The sequence below is a fragment of the Corynebacterium sp. HMSC074A01 genome (genome assembly GCF_001831515.1).
In the GTDB taxonomy this organism is placed as follows: domain Bacteria; phylum Actinomycetota; class Actinomycetes; order Mycobacteriales; family Mycobacteriaceae; genus Corynebacterium.
In genome coordinates this window covers 78867-95285 of record NZ_KV825615.1, presented here as the reverse complement: position 1 = coordinate 95285, position 16419 = coordinate 78867, and the positions used below count along the sequence as shown (strand labels likewise).

The following is a 16419-nucleotide window of genomic DNA, read 5'->3' as shown; positions in this document are numbered from 1 at the left end:
CGAAGGTTTTGGGGGTGTTCTGGGGTCGTTTTGGCACCCTTTTCCGGTTACGGAGCAAGAAAACAGCCCCGGCCGCCGCGAAAACGCAGCGACCGGGGCCTGGACAGTGAAGACCTAACGCTTACTTCTCCAGCGCGTCGATGATCTTGTTAAACGTTGCGGACGGGCGCATGACCGCGGAGGTCTTCTCCTCGTCCGGCCAGTAGTAGCCGCCAAGGTCGGCAGCGTTGCCCTGGGCGTCCAGGAGCTCTGCGTCGATGGTCTCGGCGTTGTCGCGCAGGTCCTTGGCGATCGGCTCGAACACGGAGGCCAGCTCGGCGTCGTCGGTCTGGGCGGCCAGTGCCTCTGCCCAGAACAGGGAGAGCCAGAAGTGGGAGCCACGGTCGTCGATCTCATTGACCTTGCGGGAGGGGGACTTGCCTTCGTCGAGAAGCTGCTCGGTGGCCTTGTCCAGCGCGGCGGCGAGGACGCCGGCGCGGTCGTTGCCGTTCGTGTTCTTCTCGTGGCGGAAGGACTCCGCCAGTGCGAGGTACTCGCCAAGGGAGTCCCAGCGCAGGTGGTTTTCTTCCTGGACCTGCTGGACGTGCTTCGGCGCGGAGCCGCCGGCACCGGTCTCGAACAGGCCGCCGCCGGCCATGAGCGGGACGACGGAGAGCATCTTCGCGGAGGTGCCCAGCTCGAGGATCGGGAAGAGGTCCGTGTTGTAGTCACGCAGCACGTTGCCGGTCACCGAGATGGTGTCCTCGCCGCGGCGGATGCGCTCGACGGAGGTCTTGGTGGCCTCGATCGGGGACTGGATGGAGATGTCCAGGCCCTCGGTGTCGTGGTCCTGCAGGTACTTGTTCACCAGCTCAATAAGGTTGCGGTCGTGCGCGCGCTCCTCGTCGAGCCAGAAGATGGCCTTCATGCCGGAGAGGCGGGCGCGGTTGACGGCCAGCTTGACCCAGTCCTGGATCGGGGCGTCCTTGGTCTGGGTGGCGCGCCAGATGTCGCCGGCCTCGACGTCGTGCTCGATGAGCACATCGCCGTTCGACGCAACGACCTGGACGGTGCCGTCGGCCGGGATCTTGAAGGTCTTGTCGTGGGAGCCGTACTCCTCAGCCTTCTGCGCCATGAGGCCGACGTTCGGGACGGTACCCATGGTGGTCGGGTCGAAGGCGCCGTTGGCGCGGCAGTCGTCGATAACAGCCTGGTAGACGCCAGCGTAGGAGGAATCCGGGATCACGGCCAGGGTGTCCTGTTCCTGGTCGTCGGCGTTCCACATGTGGCCGGAGGTGCGGATCATGGCGGGCATGGAGGCGTCGATGATCACGTCGGAGGGCACGTGCAGGTTGGTGATGCCCTTGTGGGAGTTGACCATGGCGAGCGCGGGGCCGTCGGCAAGCTGCTGCTCGAACGCCTTGCGGATCTCCTCGCCGTTCTCCAGCTCGGACAGGCCGTCGAGGATGGCGCCGAGGCCGTTCTCGCCGTCGAGACCGGCCTCGAGGAGCTCGGCACCGTACTTGTCAAAGACGGGCTTGAAGTAGGCGCGCACGACGTGGCCGAAGATGATCGGGTCGGAGACCTTCATCATGGTGGCCTTCAGGTGCGCGGAGAAGAGCACGCCCTCCTCCTTGGCGCGCTTGACGGCCTCCTCCAGGAAGGCGTCGAGGGCGGCGGCGGACATGTAGGTCGCGTCGATGACCTCGCCGGCCTGGACCTTTAGGCCCTCCTTGAGCACGGTGCCGTCGGTCATCTTGATGGTGAGGGTGTCCTCGGCCGGGATAATGACGGACTTCTCGTTGTGGCGGAAGTCGCCGGCATCCATGGTGGCGACGTTGGTCTTGGAGTCCTTCGACCACTCGCCCATGGAGTGCGGGTGCTTCTTGGTGTAGTTCTTCACGGCCTCCGGGGCGCGGCGGTCGGAGTTGCCCTCGCGCAGTACCGGGTTGACGGCGGAGCCCTTGACGGCGTCGTACTTCTCCTGCGCGTCCTCGTAATCCGGGATGTCGAAGCCCGCGGCTTGCAGTTCAGCGATGGCCTTCTTCAGCTGCACCAGGGAAGCGGAGATATTCGGCAGCTTAATGATGTTGGCCTCGGGCGTCTTCGCCAGCTGGCCGAGCTGTGCGAGCGCGTCGTCGACCTTCTTGTCGCCGAGGCGCTCCGGGAACTGGGAGATAATGCGGCCGGCGAGCGAGATGTCGGCGGTGTCGACATCGATGCCTGCCTGGGAAGCGAAAGCCTCCACGATCGGCTTGAAAGAGTAGGTCGCCAGCAGCGGCGCTTCGTCGGTGCGGGTCCAGATGATCTTAGCCATTGTGCTCCTCATAATTCAGGTTGGCAGTATTCAACTCTTCAGCGTACAGCTTTTGCATACCGCTTGTCCTGTAATAGGTAGTCTCGGGGGCATGAGTCTCACTATCGCTTCTGTGAATGTCAACGGGATTCGGGCCGCCACGAAGGTCCGCAACGAGGAAAATCTCGGGATGTTGGAGTGGCTGCGGCACACGCCCGCCGACGTGGTGCTGATGCAGGAGGTCCGCGCGACCGAGGAGCAGGCGCGCGCCGCGCTCGCCCCGGCGCTCGATGAGGGCTGGGAGCTCATCGTCGCGCCCGCCGAGGCCAAGGGCCGGGCCGGGGTTGGCATTTTGTCGAAGCGCCCGCTTATCGACGCCCACATCGGCCTCCCCGGCTTCGAAACCGCCGGCCGGCTCATCGCCGCCACCCTGCCGGGCGGGGAGCGCGTCGCCTCGTTGTACCTGCCGTCGGGTGCGGCTGAGACCGCGAAGCAGGACGAGAAGTACGAGTTCTTAGACCGCTTCGAGCCGCTTCTGCGCGAGTGGGCCGCGGAGCACAAGCAGATGGTCATCGGTGGCGATTGGAACATCTGCCACCGCCGCGAGGACCTGAAGAATTGGAAGACGAACCGGAAGAAGTCCGGCTTTTTGCCTTCGGAGCGCGCGTTCATGGACTCGGTCTTCGGTGCGTTCCCGGACGAGGCGGCGCAGGATATAGAGGACAAGGCGGCCGCCGGCTGGGCGGGCGCGGTCGAGTACGGCGTGTCTGACGTACCGGCCCTGCGCACGGCCGCGACCGAGCCGGTGTGGTTCGACGTCGCCCGTCGCTTGTCGCCGGAGGGCGCGCCGTACACGTGGTGGACGTACCGCGGCCAGGCCTTTAATAACGACGCGGGGTGGCGCATCGACTACCAGGCAGCCACCGCAGACATGCTCGCCCGTGCCCAGCGCAGCTGGGTGGAGAAGGCCGGGGCGGTGGAGTTGCGCTGGTCGGATCACTCGCCGCTGCTGGTTGAGTACGCGGAGGGCTGAGTATGACCGATATGATTGCCAGCTTCAGTACTGAGCACCTGCTGATCATTCTCTACGTCATCGGCATCGTCGCCGAGGCGATGACCGCGGCGGTGGCGGCCGGGCGGATGCGCATGGATCTGTTCGGCGTGATCACCCTGGGCGCGCTCACCGCGCTTGGCGGCGGCACGGTCCGCGACGTCATTCTGGGGACCTACCCGGTGACCTGGGTGGAGCAGCCGCTCTACCTGCTCACCGTGATCATCGCCGCGGCTGTGACGGTGCGGGTGAGTTGGCTGATGGTGCGGCTGCGGCGCAGCTTCTTGGTCGCCGACGCGATCGGGCTGGCCACTTTCGCCGTGCTGGGCATCCAGACTGCGGTGAGCCACGGGCACGGTTTCATCATCGCGTGCGTGGCGGCGGTGACCACGGGCGTGTTCGGCGGCGTGCTCCGCGACGTGCTCTCGGACCGCGTCCCGCTCGTCTTCCACAAGGAGATGTACGCCTCGGCCGCCGTTATCGGCGTCATGGTGTGGTGGGGGCTTGACTGGCTGGGCGCGCACGAATGGGTGGTCATCTTGGCCACACTGGCGACAGTCCTCGGAGTGCGCCTGCTCTCCCTGAAGCGGGGCTGGAGCCTGCCCGTCTACGAGTACGACGAGGAGGCGGCGGCCGCCTATGATCCTCGCGACGCGCTGACCACGTTTTTGTATCAGCGTGCCCGACGCATCCCGGGTGCCCGGACGGCGTACCGGGGCCTGCGGAAGATGCGGCTGCCTCCGCGCAGCGAGCGCCGCGGCTCAGAAAACTAAGACGCGCGCCCCGCCCCCAGATTTGGGGAAGCGGGGCTTTTTTCGGGGATTGACTGAACGGTGTTCAAGGTATGCGGTAGCCTTTTGTCAGTCATTACATTGAGAACGGAGTATTACCCATGTCACATGCACCAATTCTTGATATCGCCCGCGAAAAGGCTCTGGAAAAGGGCGAAGGCCTGAACCAGGAGGAGATCCTCCAGGTCCTCCAAGTTCCGGACGAGGACCTGAAGGAACTGCTGGAGATCGCGCACGAAACCCGTATCAAGCACTGCGGCGTGGACGTCTCGCTCGAGGGCATCATCTCCCTGAAGACCGGCGGCTGCCCCGAGGACTGCCACTTCTGCTCCCAGTCCGGACTGTTCGAGTCCCCGGTCCGCGCCGTGACCCTGGACATCAACGAGCTCGTCGAGGCCGCCAAGCAATCCGAGAAGATGGGCGCGGCCGAGTTCTGCATCGTCGCCGCCGTGAAGAGCCCGACCCAGCAGCTGCTCGACCAGGTCGCCGAAGCGGTCACCGCCATCCAAGAGGAAGTGGACATCTCTATTTCCGCCTCCCTGGGCATCCTCACCCAGGACCAGGCACGCCAGCTTAAGCAGATGGGCGTGTCCCGCTACAACCACAACTTCGAAACCGCGAAGTCCTTCTTCCCCAACGTGGTGACCACCCACACCTGGGAGGAGCGCAAGAACACCCTCGAGTACGTGCTGGCAGAGGGCATGGAAACCTGCTGCGGCGGCATCATTGGCCTGGGTGAGTCCCTGGAGCAGCGCGCCGAGTTTGCCGCCCAGCTCGCTGAGATTGAGCCGCACGAGGTGCCCATGAACTTCCTCGACCCGCGCCCGGGCACCCCGTTTGAGGACCGCCCGCTGGTTCCGCAGGGCGAGGCGCTGCGCGCCGTGGCCGCGTTCCGCCTGGCTATGCCGACCGCCCAGCTGCGCTTTGCCGGCGGCACCGAGCTCGCGCTTGGCGACGACGGCACCGAAGCCGGCCTCCTTGGCGGCGCCAACGCGATTATCGGCGGCAACTACCTGACCACCCTGGGCCGCCCGATCGAGCAGGATCGCGAGGCCGTCGACCGCGTGCTCGACCTGGGCATTACCCCGGTCGGCCAGAAGATGAAGTCCGGCCACGGCGCGCTCTACGACACCATCAAGGCCCTCTAATGCGCGTGCCCGACAGCACTGAACTTGCCGACGCCATCCTGTCCGGCGAGCTCCAGCTGCCCGTCAACCCGAACCGCCCCTACGACGCGCCGCGGATCTGCCCGGTCTGCGAGCGCCGCATGGTGGTGAAGATCAGCCCCTTCGGGTGGGAGGCCTGCTGCTCCCGCCACGGGCTGCTGCGCTCGGAGTGGCTGGAGCGGTAGCGGTCCTAGAGGGCTCAGTGAAGTCGGATGGCTGCGTCCAGTTCAGCAGCCTCTTTCCGCCACTCTGGGTCGCGAGCTCAGCTCCGCTCCTGATTTGTCCAACGGCGCGTTTGTCATGCCAAAACCCTAGTGGTGCGTCTAGCCAAAGTGAAGGGCGGCGGAGACTGAACCTCCGGGAGTTTTCCCACCCAAACCCGCTCTTCCGCCCGCGCTACGGATAGACTAAGGAGCCATGTCGAAGCAACGCGTCCTTTCCGGAATCCAGCCCACCGCCGACTCCTACCACCTGGGGAACTACCTGGGTGCGCTGAAGCAGTGGATCGACCTGCAGGACGACTACGAGGCGTTCTACTTCATCCCCGACCTGCACGCGATCACGGTGGAGCAGGACCCGGAGGAGCTGCGGCAGCGCACGATCGCCGGCTGCGCGCAGTTGATCGCGCTGGGCATTGACCCGGAGAAGTCCACGCTGTTCGTGCAGTCGCACGTGCCGGAGCACGCCGAGCTGACGTGGGTGCTGCAGTGCCTGACCGGTTTCGGCGAGGCCAGCCGCATGACGCAGTTCAAGGACAAGAGCCTCAAGCAGGGCCAGGACCGCACCTCGGTGGGCCTGTTTACCTACCCCGTCCTGATGGCGGCGGACATCCTGCTCTACTCGCCGCACCTGGTGCCGGTGGGGGAGGACCAGCGCCAGCACCTGGAGTTGACCCGCAACCTGGCGGAGCGTTTCAACGCCAAGCGCGGCGAGACCTTCGTGGTGCCGGAGGGCTTCATCCCGGAGGGCGCGGCGAAGATTTACGACCTGCAGGATCCGACCTCCAAGATGAGCAAGTCGGGCGCGAACCCGAAGGGCCTGATTAATCTGCTGGATGAGCCGAAGACCTCGGCGAAGCGCATCCGCTCCGCGGTCACCGACACCGACGGCGTGATCGCCTACGACAAGGAGAACAAGCCGGGCGTGTCGAACCTCTTGGTCATCCAGTCGGCGCTGACGGGCAAGTCCATCGACGACCTGGTCGCCGGCTACGAGGGGCAGGGCTACGGCGCGCTCAAGGTGGACACCGCGGACGCGCTCGAGGCCTTCACCACGCCGCTGCGCGCCCGCTACGAGGAGCTGATGGCGGATCGCGCGGAGCTCGAGGCGATCCTGGCCCGCGGTGCGGCCCGCGCCCGCGAGGTGGCTGCGCCTTTGCTCGCCGAGGTCTACGAGAAGACCGGTTTTCTCAAGCGCGCCTAGGCGCTCGCTTATCGACGGCTGCGTCTTTCCTCTACGATTGAGTTCCTGACACCAGCTCACTGAACTTGAGGAAGGACTGCCGTATGGCAACATCGACGTCGCCAACCAAGGCGTACACCGACGACCATGGCATCGAACGCGCAACGAAGCAGCAGCAGGAGGGCGCCGCTGACGAGCTCGCGGAGAAGGCCCCGGCCGTCGGCCACCTGATGCGCATGAACGAGCGCTTCGCTACGCAGGGCGGTAACCAGTTCGCCGCCGGAGTGACGTACTTCTCCGTGCTGTCGCTGTTCCCGCTTTTGATGCTGGTGTTCGCTGGCCTTGGTTTCTTCCTCAACGCGCGGCCTGACTTAATGCAGCAGATTCAGGATCAGGTCACCCAAAGCATTGACGGGGACTTGGGCGAGATGGTTAACGACCTGATCGCCTCTGCGATTGATCAGCGCGGGGCCGTGGCCGGGATCGGTTTGCTCACCACCCTGTGGTCCGGCCTGGGCTGGATGAATAACCTGCGCGTCGGTGTGTCCGCCATGTGGAACCTGGACGCGGACGAGGGCGGCAACTTCGTGACGAAGAAGCTGTGGGACCTGCTCGGCCTCATTGGCCTGATCGTCCTGTTCGTCGTCGCGTTTGCGGTCACGGCGCTGGGCGTGTCCAGCTGGACTAATACCCTGCTTGAGTACGTCGGTCTCGACGAGGTACCGGGCGCTCGTGTGCTGGTGTGGGTGGTTGGCCTGCTCGTCGGCGTGCTGGCGAACTTCCTGGTCATGCTGTGGGTGGTCATGTTCCTGCCACGCACGAAGGTGCCGGTGAAATCCGGTATGAAGGGCGCACTGCTCGGCGCGGTCATCTTCGAGGTGATCAAGCAGTTCGCCGGCGTGATCATCAGCTCGCTGACGGGCAACCCGGCCGGTGCCATCTTCGGCCCGTTGATCTCGTTGATGGTCGTGATGTACCTGATCTGGCGCGTGGTGCTCTACGTCTCCGCCTGGACGGCGACGACGGAGGAGAGCCTGCGCCTGGCACCGGCAGAGGTGCCGGAGCCCGCAGTGATTAACGTGCGCGCGGGTGCCGCCCGCCAGGAAACGCGCAGCACTGGTACCGGCAAGGCGGTCGGTGTTGGCGCGGCTATTGGCGCGCTCGGTGTCGGGGTCGTTTCCCTCTTGACCCGAGACTAAGCACAAGCGCCACAAGCGCGAGCACGGTGACACCGGCGACGATCCCGATGGACAGCCACGGGATTGTTGCCGGTGTTTCTTCTATTGCAGGGGCAGCGGTCGGGGTGGGAGTAGGCGTGGGGGTGGGGGTTGGCGCGGCGTCGATAAGCGAGGCGACGCCCGCACCTGCGGCGATCGGGTAGGCGGCGTGGAGCAGCTCCTGCGCCTGGCCCCACGCGCGGTGCTTACCGATCGTGGTGTCGAGGACGACGGCAAAAAGGCGGCGGCCGTCGTGGTTGACGGCGCCGACGAAGGTGTGGTTCGCGTCGTCGGTGAACCCGGTCTTGCCGCCGATCCCGTCCGGGTCCTGCAGGTAGAGCTGGTTGTCGTTCCACATCTCGAAGCCGGGCACATCGTCGAAGCCAGGAAACGGGTAGGACTCCGTGTCGACCGTCGCCGCGAAGACTGGGTTGTTGAAGGCGGCGCGGTAGGCCAGGCCCAGGTCCCAGGCGGAAGACGACATGCCGGGGGCGTCGAGCCCGGAGTAGGAGGCGACGAAGGTGTCGCGCATGCCCAACTCGTGGGCGAGCGCGTTGACCTTGCGCAGGGTTTCCTCGTCGCCGCCGAGCTCCTGGGCGAGCGCGTGCGCCGTGTCGTTGCCGGACGACATGAGCAGACCATGCAGCAGATCGTCGACGGTGTAGATGCCGCCCGCGCCGAGGCCTGCGCGCGAGCCTTCCTGGTCCGCGGACTCCGCCGAGACGGTGACCTGCTTGTCCAGCGGGAGCTCATTGATGGCGACGAGCGCGAGGAGCACCTTGATCACCGACGCAGGCCGGTAGCGCCCGTGCGGATCCTTCATTGCCACGACCTCGCCGGTGTCCGCATCGGCGACGAGCCAGGCCGAGGCGTAGACGTCGTCGGGGACCTCGTAGCCCGCCGGGGCGCTGACGCCGCACGGGCCCTCGTAGTCCTGCGGCAGTGGGGGCGGGGTAGGCGCGCCCGGCGCGAGCCGCTCCGAGGTGGACACGGCCCGGGGCGGGTGCTGCGCGTTCGGGCAATTATCGGTGTTGGGTGCCTCGATGCGCACAGGCGGGATCCATTCGCCGTTGTCGGCGAAGTAGCCCTCAACCGGCTCCAGGGGCCACTCCGTCAGCGGATCGGGTTCTTGTGCGGCAGCCGGGGAAGCGAGCGCGAGCGGGGCGCTGAGCAGCAGCGCGGAGAGACAGAGTGAAAGATGAGCGTTTCCAGGCACAGGGACTGATGCTACGCCGCCGGACACGCGGGGCAGTGGCGCGGCACGCGCTACGCCTCCTTATCGCGTTGCGCGTAGCGGGCGGCGAGGCGTTCGATCAGTTCGTCGGTGAGTTTTTCGTCGGCGAGGATCGTGTCCAACATGTCGTTGTGCATCGCCACCGTCTCCGGATCGACGGCCTCGAACTGGCCGGTAGTGTGGGTTTCTGCGTCGTAGTCGTCGTAGGAGTCGCCGGCGAGGTCGACGCCGAGGCCGTCGAACAGGCTCTCTTCCTCTTTGGCGTACTCGGGCTGCGGGATGCCCGCCTCAGCGAGCATCGACGGGTCGATCGCGGCGAACTCGGTGGTGAAATCCTCGAGGAAATCGTTCGCCTCGTGCTGCGCGGTGGAGCGGCGCTTGCCCTTCTTTACCTCGTTTTCGATCCGGCGTTGCAGCGCCTTTTCCATCTGGCGGTGGCGCCAGGAGCGCACGCGCGTCGGCTCCAGCTCGCGGGCGACGGCGCGGGAGCGGTGCTCCGCCTTCTTCGCCAGCGTGGCCACCTGGGCCGCGCCCTGGTTGACCGGGGCGTATTCGGAGTTGGTGGACACGCGCCAGTTGCCGTAGTAACCGATGAGGAACAGCGCAAAACTCACCACGGGTCCCAGGATCATGCCGAGCGCCATATACCCGGTGGCGCTGCCGAGCAGCGTGATCAGCGAGCAGGCGACCGCGGGGATGACGGTGGGTTGGTTGTCGCCGAAGATGGAGGGCACGCCGCCGGTGACGACGTCGCGAAGCATGCCGCCGCCGGTCGCGGTAAACACGCCCATCATGATCGTGGGCAGAATTGGCAGCCCGTACTGGATCGCTTTCGATGCGCCTGTCGACGCCCACAGCGCGGACACCAGCGCGTCGCCGTGGCTCTGGAGGAACTCCCAGGCCTTGCCCTTGAAGTAGGTGAAGCGGGCGATCAGCGCGCCCGTGAACGCGAGGATGAGGTACTCCGGTTGGCTCATGGCGGCGACGGTGCCTTCGTTGATCAGGACGTCGCGAAGCATGCCGCCGCCGAGGGCCGACAGCATGGCGATGAAGAAGAAGCCGATGATGTCGTAGCCGCGGTGGCGGGCGAGCGTGCCGCCGATGACGCCCATCAGCAGCACACCGGATACGTCAAACCAGCGGTAGATGGACGTGATGAGCGGATCGACTTGGTCGGCAGTCATAACACCACATTCTAAGAGATGACCAGTGGCGGCGGCCGAAGAGTGCGACCTAGAACTTGGAGAAACGCTTGATCAGCTGGTCTTCCATCTCGCGCCAGCTCTGCGCCTTATCCGTAAACGGTGCGGACGGCACGTAACCGGCGGCCTCAGTGGAGCCGAGCATGTACGCCAGGTAGTCCTGGAAGCGCGGGTTAGCCAGCAGGAACTCGTTGAGGGAGTCGTCCTTGGCCCAGTCGGCGGCGTCGGCAAGCAGCTCGTAGGCCTTCGCCATCTGCTGGGTGTCCACCGCGTCGACGCCCTTCGCAATGTCCTCAGCCAGGCCGTTGAAGGAATAGGAGTTGTCCGGGTGGACCTCCACCTTCAGCGTGCCCGCGTTCGCCGCGCTGACCACATCCGGCCAGGTGGATACCCCACCCAGGTCGTGGTCGTCGTGCTCCAGGATCCAGCGGGTGAGGTGCTTGCCGGTGGGGAAGGTGAAGATCTCGCCGAACTTGCCCAAGAACACCGGGGTGGAGCCCAGGTAGGTGCGCAGCGTGTAGACGCTCTTGCCCTGCACCGAGATTTTCACCGGGTCGATGCCAGCGGTGGCCCACAGCGTGGAGTCGTACGGGTCGGCGGCAGCGGCCTGCTCCCGCGCCTTGGACTCTTCCGCCTGCTTCGCCTGCGCGCGGGCGGCCTCGGCGGATTCGATGGCGCTTTGAGCGGCGCTGACCGCAGTCGCGTCGAGCTCGCTAGCTGGGACGCGGCGCACCGAGTCATCCAGCGAGGCGACAACGTCCTTCCAATTCGCCAGCACGACGTGGCCGACGCCGGACCACTCGTCCATGCCGTTGTCGCCGGAGTAGTGCTCCGAGCCGCGGGCGACGTTGCCCAGCACCGAGTGGGAGGCGAAGAAGATCTGCGCTTGCTCGGCGCTCGCCACATCAGCCAGGGAGCGCGCGACCTGCAGCACGCCGCTTAACGACGACACGTTCACATGGCTCGGGCGCCCAGCCAAGTACTCGGGCGCGCCGATGATGTCGAAGGTGTGCTTCTCATCCGGAACAACCCGGTCGTCGCCCTGGGCGCTAAAGGCCTTCCACTTCGGGTGGTCGCTCAGGTCGTGCTTGGCGTGGGTGTTCAGGTACGCCAGCAGCTCGGCTGGTGAGTCGAACACCAACACGGATTCGTCATCGCCCAGGAACGCCTGCCATTCGGCGCCGTGTTCCTTCCAGGTAGGAGCCCACAGGGTGTAGAAGTCGCCCTGGGTCAGCGAGATTTTCACGGGGAGGATTGCGCGCGTGCTCATGAACGCAAACTCTACTAAAACCCAGCGCGCGCACCACACCCAGCCCGCGCGCTAGGCAGTCGGCCGCCAGAAGCCGCGGAACGGCATGCCGATGTTTTCGGTGCGCACCGGGTTGAGCTGGACGGGGTCGCCCGCCTCGATCATCATCCCGTCCCCGGCGTACATGGCCACGTGCCCGTCCCACACCACCAGGTCGCCTTCCTGCAGGTCCTCGTAGGCGACCTGCTGGCCGATGGCTTGTTCCGCGGCGGTGCGCGGGATGTCTACCCCGGCCTGGTTGTAGGCCCAGGAGGTCAGCCCTGAACAGTCGAAGCCGCCCGGCTGGCTGCCGCCCCACACGTACGGGGTGCCTAGCTGCGACTTTGCGGCCTGCACTGCGGCGTTGCCCGCGGCGTTGGGGCGCTCGCCCAGCTCGTCGGAGACCGGCTGGTTCGGCTCCGGCGGGGCGACATCTGTGGAGGCGGCGGTGGGGGTGACCTGTGGGGCGTCGGCAAGCGAGCGCAGCGTATGCTCGGCCTGCTGGGCAATTGGCGACGCCTTAAGCGCCTGCTGTGCCTGACGCGCCGCCGTTGTCTCGTTGAGCTGGTTGGCTAGGCTATCCAAATCCTTGCCGAGCGTATCCAGGATGAGCCCGGCCCGCGTCAGGCCTGCGCTGACGACGGGCGCGGCCGCGGCGAGCTGGGCGAGCGGGCCGCCCGCAGTGGCAGCACCGGCGGCGGCGAGCGCGTTGCGGACCATCGAATTGGCGGTGGCGATAAGCTCCGCGACCGCCGTGGCGACGTAAACGCCGCCGGCGACAACCAGGTCGCTGATCTCGTCGCGCTGCGCGGCCAGGGACACGGCGGCCTCCTGGAAACGCTGCGGGTCGCCGCCGACCATGGCGGCCAGCGCGGCGAAGTCGTCGAAGCCCGGGGTGGAAAACGGCGGCAGGGTAGGGATCGGCTCGGGACAGGCCCCGAGGATCTTGCCCATGGCGTAGACCGGGTCGATGGGGGAGCCTTTGACCACGTTGAGCGTGGCGTCCACCGTGGGGTGCTTGGCAAATTGGGTCAGCGCGGCACCGAGTGTCTGTGTGCTCACAGTCCTCCCTCCAGACACTGTCCGGTGGTCTCGTCGACGTGGTAGGCCGCCTGCGCGGTTAAGTCCATGTTGCCGGCGATGCGGTGGGCGGCCTCGCGCAGCTCGTCGGCCTTGCCGTTGGCACAGGCAATGGCGCTATCGACGGCGCGGGCGAAGTTGGCCACGGGGCCAAATTCCGGGATGGGCAGGTGGGTGAGGTGGTTGAGCGCGACGGCGTCGGCGCGCAGCGAGTCGGTGTGCGAGTTTACGAGCGAGGCTTCAAGTTCAAATACGTCCATGCATTGTTAGACGCACGCAACACACGCCCGGTTCCCTCGGGCGCCAAAAAAGTTTTTCAAAGGCGGGAAAGCACCTCGTCTACCATTGGTGCCTATGGACATCACGATTGTGGAACACCCCCTGGCCGCCTCCCGCCTGACGATTATGCGCGACGAGCGCAGCAACAACGCCGCCTTCCGCGCCGCCCTCGCTGACCTCGGTGCCATGCTGATCTACGAGGCCTGCCGCGACCTCGAGGTGGAGACCTTCGACACCGCCACGCCCGTGGCCACCGCGCGCGGCTCGCGGCTGCGCACCCCGCCGATCATCGTGCCGATCATCCGCGCGGGCCTCGGCATGATTGACCCGGCGCTGTCGATGATCCCGGACGCGCAGGTCGGCTTCATCGGCATGGCGCGCAACGAGGAGACGCACGAGCCGGTGCCCTACTTGGAGGCGCTGCCGGAGGACCTGTCCGGTCAGCCGGTGTTCTTGGTCGACCCGATGCTGGCCACCGGCGGCTCGCTCATCCACGCGATCGACCTGCTCGTGGCGCGCGGGGCGGACGATATTACGTGCGTGTGCATGGTGAGTGCGCAGCCGGGCGTCGAGAAGCTCAAGGCCCATGGCGGGCCGGTCCGACTGATTACTGCGGCGATTGACCCGAGCCTCAATGAGCAGGCTTACATCGTGCCGGGCCTGGGCGATGCGGGCGATCGCCTGTACGGGCCGCGCAACATTGACGTGTAAGGGTGCGCGTAGACTTAACACGTTCAACACCTAGATCGAGGCAGAAGGAGGCGCAGTGGCAGAAACGGCATCAATCGCCGCGGCCGTCGACGCTTGGGTGGCGCAGCACCACGACGAGATTTTGGGGTGGCGTCGCCATCTGCACTCGCACCCGGAGCTGTCCAACGAAGAGGTGGAGACGACCAAGTTCCTCCACGGCGTGCTGGTTGCCCACGGCCTGCAGCCCGTACCCTTTCCCGGCACCGGCCTGTACGTCGACATTGGCCCGGAGACCGGCGATCGCCTCGCGTTTCGCGCGGACATCGACGCGCTGAAGGTCACCGAGCAGACCGGTCTGCCTTTCGCCTCGACCGTGCAGGGCGTCTCGCACGCCTGTGGCCACGACGTGCACACCACCGTGGCTTTGGCGCTCGCCTGCGCGCTTGCCGACGTCGACCTACCCCACGGCGTCCGCATCATCTTCCAACCGGCCGAAGAGGTCATGGGCGGCGGCGCGCTCGACGTGATCAAGTGGGGCGGCCTCGAGGGCGTGCGCACCATCTACGCGCTGCACGCGGAGCCGAAGCTGCGCGTCGGCCAGGTCGGCGTGCGCGCCGGGGCGATCACCTCGGCCTCGGACGTGCTGCGCCTGCGCGTCGAGGGGCCGGGCGGGCACACCTCGCGCCCGCAGCTGACGGCCGATGTGGTCTACGCGCTTGGCGCGCTGATCACCCAGCTGCCGGCGCTGCTCTCGCGCCGCGTGGACCCGCGAACCGGCACCGTGCTGGTCTTCGGACACGTGGATGCAGGCGACGCGCCGAACGCGATCCCGAAGGCGGGCGTGCTCGAAGGCACGATCCGCACCGCCGACATCACCACCTGGCGCGGCCTCGAGGACCTGCTCACGGACCTGATCGACCTGGTCGTCGCCCCGACTGGCTGCACGTACCACCTCGACTACGTGCGCGGGGTGCCGCCGGTGCTGAACGACGACGCGGCGACCGCCCTCGCCGTCGCCGCCGGCCGCGCAGTCGACCCGCACGCGATCGTCACGGCCCCGCAGTCCTCCGGCGGGGAGGACTTCTCTTGGTACCTCGAACACGTCCCGGGCGCGATGGTGCGCCTCGGTGCGTGGAGCGGAGCGGGCGAGAAGTACGACCTGCACCAGGGCAACCTGAACATCGACGAGCGCGCGATTGCCGTCGGCGTGCGCTTCTTCGGCTCGGTGGTGGAGCAGTACTTCAACGCGCAATCAGCGTCGCCTGCGCCTGGCCGGTAGACTGGCTCAGGAAAAATCTAGATTCACGTACATAAGGGGAGAAGAACTCGGTGTCGAAGAAGATCGTCATTGTTGGTGGAGGCCCGGCGGGCTACGAGGCGGCGCTGGTCGCCTCGAACTACGGCGCGGAGATCGTCGTGGTCGAAGACCAGGGTGCGGGCGGTTCGGCGATCCGGAAGGACGTGGTGCCGTCGAAAAGCTTCATTGCGGGTGCCAACATTAAGACGGACTTGCGCCGCGCCGACGACATGGGGCTCAACCACGGCCTGGGCGAGGCGAAGCTGGCGCTGAGCGCGCTGAACAACCGCGTCGTGGCGCTGGCGGCAGAGCAGTCGCGCGACATCCGCGAGCAGCTCGACCGCGTGGGCGTGCAGTTTATCGACGGGCGGGCGCGCTTTTCCGACGAGCAGAAGGGACACACCACCCACAGCCTCGAGGTCGAGCTTGCCGACGGCACGACCGAGGAAATCACTTGCGACATGGTGCTCGTCTGCACCGGCGCGAGCCCGCGCGTGCTCAAGGGGGCGGAGCCGGATGGGGAGCGCATCCTCAACTGGCGCCAGATGTACAACCTGATCGAGATGCCCACCCACTTGATCGTGGTCGGCTCTGGTGTGACCGGTGCGGAGTTCGTCTCCGCCTTCGCTGAGCTGGGCGTGAAGGTGACCATGGTCGCCTCGCGCAACCGCATTCTGCCGCACGACGACGCGGACGCCGCCGACGTGCTCGAGACCGTCCTGGGCAACCTGGGCGTGCAGCTGGAGAAGGACGCGCGCGTCGACCGCGTGGAAAACACCGGTGACGGCGTGGTCGTCCACACCACTGACGGGCGCGCCATCGAGGGCTCGCACGTGATGATGTCGATTGGCTCGATCCCGAACACCGCCGACCTGAACCTGGAAGCTGCGGGCGTGGAGACCACCCCGTCCGGCCACATCCACGTCGACCGTGTTTCCCGCACCAACGTCGCCGGTATCTACGCCGCGGGCGACTGCACCGACCTCATGCCGCTCGCCTCTGTCGCCGCGCAGCAGGGCCGCATCGCCGTCGACCACGCGCTCGGCGAGGGCGTGAAACCGCTGCGCATCAAGACTGTCGGCAACGCTGTATTCACCCGCCCCGAGATCGCGGCGGTCGGTGTGACCGAGCAGGAGATCAAGGACGGCAAGATCGCCGCCGACGTGTACAAGCTACCGCTGGCCACCAACGCGCGCGCGAAGATGCGCTCGCTGCAGCACGGCTTTGTCAAGATCTTCGCCCGCAAGGGCTCCGGCCAGGTCGTCGGTGGCGTGATTGTCGCGCCGACCGCCTCCGAGCTCATCCACTCGCTGACCATCGCGGTGGCGAACAACCTCACTGTCGCGCAGCTGGCCAATTCCATGGCGGTCTACCCGTCGCTGTCCGGGTCCGTGACGGAGGCGGCGCGCCGCCTGGTGAAGAAGTCGGACCTGGACTAGACCTGGACT

General features: G+C 66.5%; 15 protein-coding genes. 9 read left to right on the top strand and 6 right to left on the bottom strand.

Annotation, left to right across the window (positions count from 1 at the left end):
• Window positions 1–121: 121 nt before the first annotated feature.
• Window positions 122–2296, bottom strand: coding sequence for an NADP-dependent isocitrate dehydrogenase (locus HMPREF2550_RS04210; RefSeq protein WP_070789910.1), 2175 nt, complete (start codon window positions 2294–2296; stop codon window positions 122–124).
• A 91-nt stretch (window positions 2297–2387) separates the two neighbouring features.
• Here HMPREF2550_RS04210 and HMPREF2550_RS04205 point away from each other — a divergent pair, with 91 nt between their 5' ends.
• The 6 genes from HMPREF2550_RS04205 to HMPREF2550_RS04180 all read left to right on the top strand — a co-directional run bounded on the left by HMPREF2550_RS04205 (window position 2388) and on the right by HMPREF2550_RS04180 (window position 7883).
• Entirely contained in the window at window positions 2388–3308 is a 921-nt protein-coding gene (locus HMPREF2550_RS04205; protein WP_070789909.1) for an exodeoxyribonuclease III, read from the top strand.
• A gap of 2 nt (window positions 3309–3310) precedes the next feature.
• On the top strand, window positions 3311–4099 hold the full coding sequence (locus HMPREF2550_RS04200; protein WP_246819756.1) for a trimeric intracellular cation channel family protein: 789 nt from the start codon (window positions 3311–3313) through the stop codon (window positions 4097–4099).
• Between the two features lie 119 nt (window positions 4100–4218).
• Entirely contained in the window at window positions 4219–5265 is a 1047-nt protein-coding gene (gene bioB / locus HMPREF2550_RS04195) for a biotin synthase BioB (protein ID WP_034997388.1), read from the top strand.
• A complete protein-coding gene (locus tag HMPREF2550_RS04190) occupies window positions 5265–5468 on the top strand; it encodes a biotin synthase auxiliary protein BsaP (RefSeq protein WP_070764645.1) in 204 nt (67 codons plus the stop codon). Before bioB ends, HMPREF2550_RS04190 begins: the two co-directional genes overlap by 1 nt.
• Window positions 5469–5700: 232 nt before the next feature.
• Window positions 5701–6705, top strand: a complete 1005-nt coding sequence (gene trpS, locus HMPREF2550_RS04185) for a tryptophan--tRNA ligase (protein ID WP_070789907.1) — start codon at window positions 5701–5703, stop codon at window positions 6703–6705.
• Between the two features lie 83 nt (window positions 6706–6788).
• Window positions 6789–7883, top strand: a complete 1095-nt coding sequence (locus HMPREF2550_RS04180; RefSeq protein ID WP_070764644.1) for a YhjD/YihY/BrkB family envelope integrity protein — start codon at window positions 6789–6791, stop codon at window positions 7881–7883.
• Here the strand turns inward: HMPREF2550_RS04180 and HMPREF2550_RS04175 are convergent.
• From HMPREF2550_RS04175 to HMPREF2550_RS04155, 5 genes are read right to left on the bottom strand one after another with little or no spacing between them, the layout of a single operon-like run.
• Entirely contained in the window at window positions 7834–9117 is a 1284-nt protein-coding gene (locus tag HMPREF2550_RS04175) for a D-alanyl-D-alanine carboxypeptidase family protein (RefSeq protein WP_246819755.1), read from the bottom strand. The two genes, HMPREF2550_RS04180 and HMPREF2550_RS04175, sit on opposite strands and share 50 nt — an antisense overlap.
• Before the next feature lie 50 nt (window positions 9118–9167).
• Window positions 9168–10319: a trimeric intracellular cation channel family protein gene (locus HMPREF2550_RS04170; RefSeq protein WP_038588659.1), complete on the bottom strand. Its 1152-nt coding sequence runs from the start codon at window positions 10317–10319 to the stop codon at window positions 9168–9170.
• 49 nt (window positions 10320–10368) lie between these two features.
• The gene (locus HMPREF2550_RS04165; RefSeq protein ID WP_070764643.1) at window positions 10369–11607 is read right to left on the bottom strand and encodes a hypothetical protein; all 1239 of its coding nucleotides are present in this window, start codon (window positions 11605–11607) and stop codon (window positions 10369–10371) included.
• 51 nt (window positions 11608–11658) lie between these two features.
• Complete coding sequence (locus tag HMPREF2550_RS04160; protein WP_246819754.1) at window positions 11659–12687, bottom strand: C40 family peptidase; 1029 nt, start codon at window positions 12685–12687, stop codon at window positions 11659–11661.
• On the bottom strand, window positions 12684–12965 hold the full coding sequence (locus tag HMPREF2550_RS04155) for a hypothetical protein (protein WP_070789906.1): 282 nt from the start codon (window positions 12963–12965) through the stop codon (window positions 12684–12686). Before HMPREF2550_RS04155 ends, HMPREF2550_RS04160 begins: the two co-directional genes overlap by 4 nt.
• A gap of 94 nt (window positions 12966–13059) precedes the next feature.
• Between HMPREF2550_RS04155 and upp the strand changes: the two genes are divergently transcribed.
• From upp to HMPREF2550_RS04140, 3 genes are read left to right on the top strand one after another with little or no spacing between them, the layout of a single operon-like run.
• Complete coding sequence (gene upp / locus HMPREF2550_RS04150; RefSeq protein WP_070789904.1) at window positions 13060–13695, top strand: uracil phosphoribosyltransferase; 636 nt, start codon at window positions 13060–13062, stop codon at window positions 13693–13695.
• A gap of 55 nt (window positions 13696–13750) precedes the next feature.
• Window positions 13751–14953, top strand: a complete 1203-nt coding sequence (locus tag HMPREF2550_RS04145; protein ID WP_141760523.1) for an amidohydrolase — start codon at window positions 13751–13753, stop codon at window positions 14951–14953.
• A gap of 50 nt (window positions 14954–15003) precedes the next feature.
• A complete protein-coding gene (locus tag HMPREF2550_RS04140; protein ID WP_070789903.1) occupies window positions 15004–16410 on the top strand; it encodes an NAD(P)H-quinone dehydrogenase in 1407 nt (468 codons plus the stop codon).
• The last annotated feature ends 9 nt before the right edge of the window (window positions 16411–16419 follow it).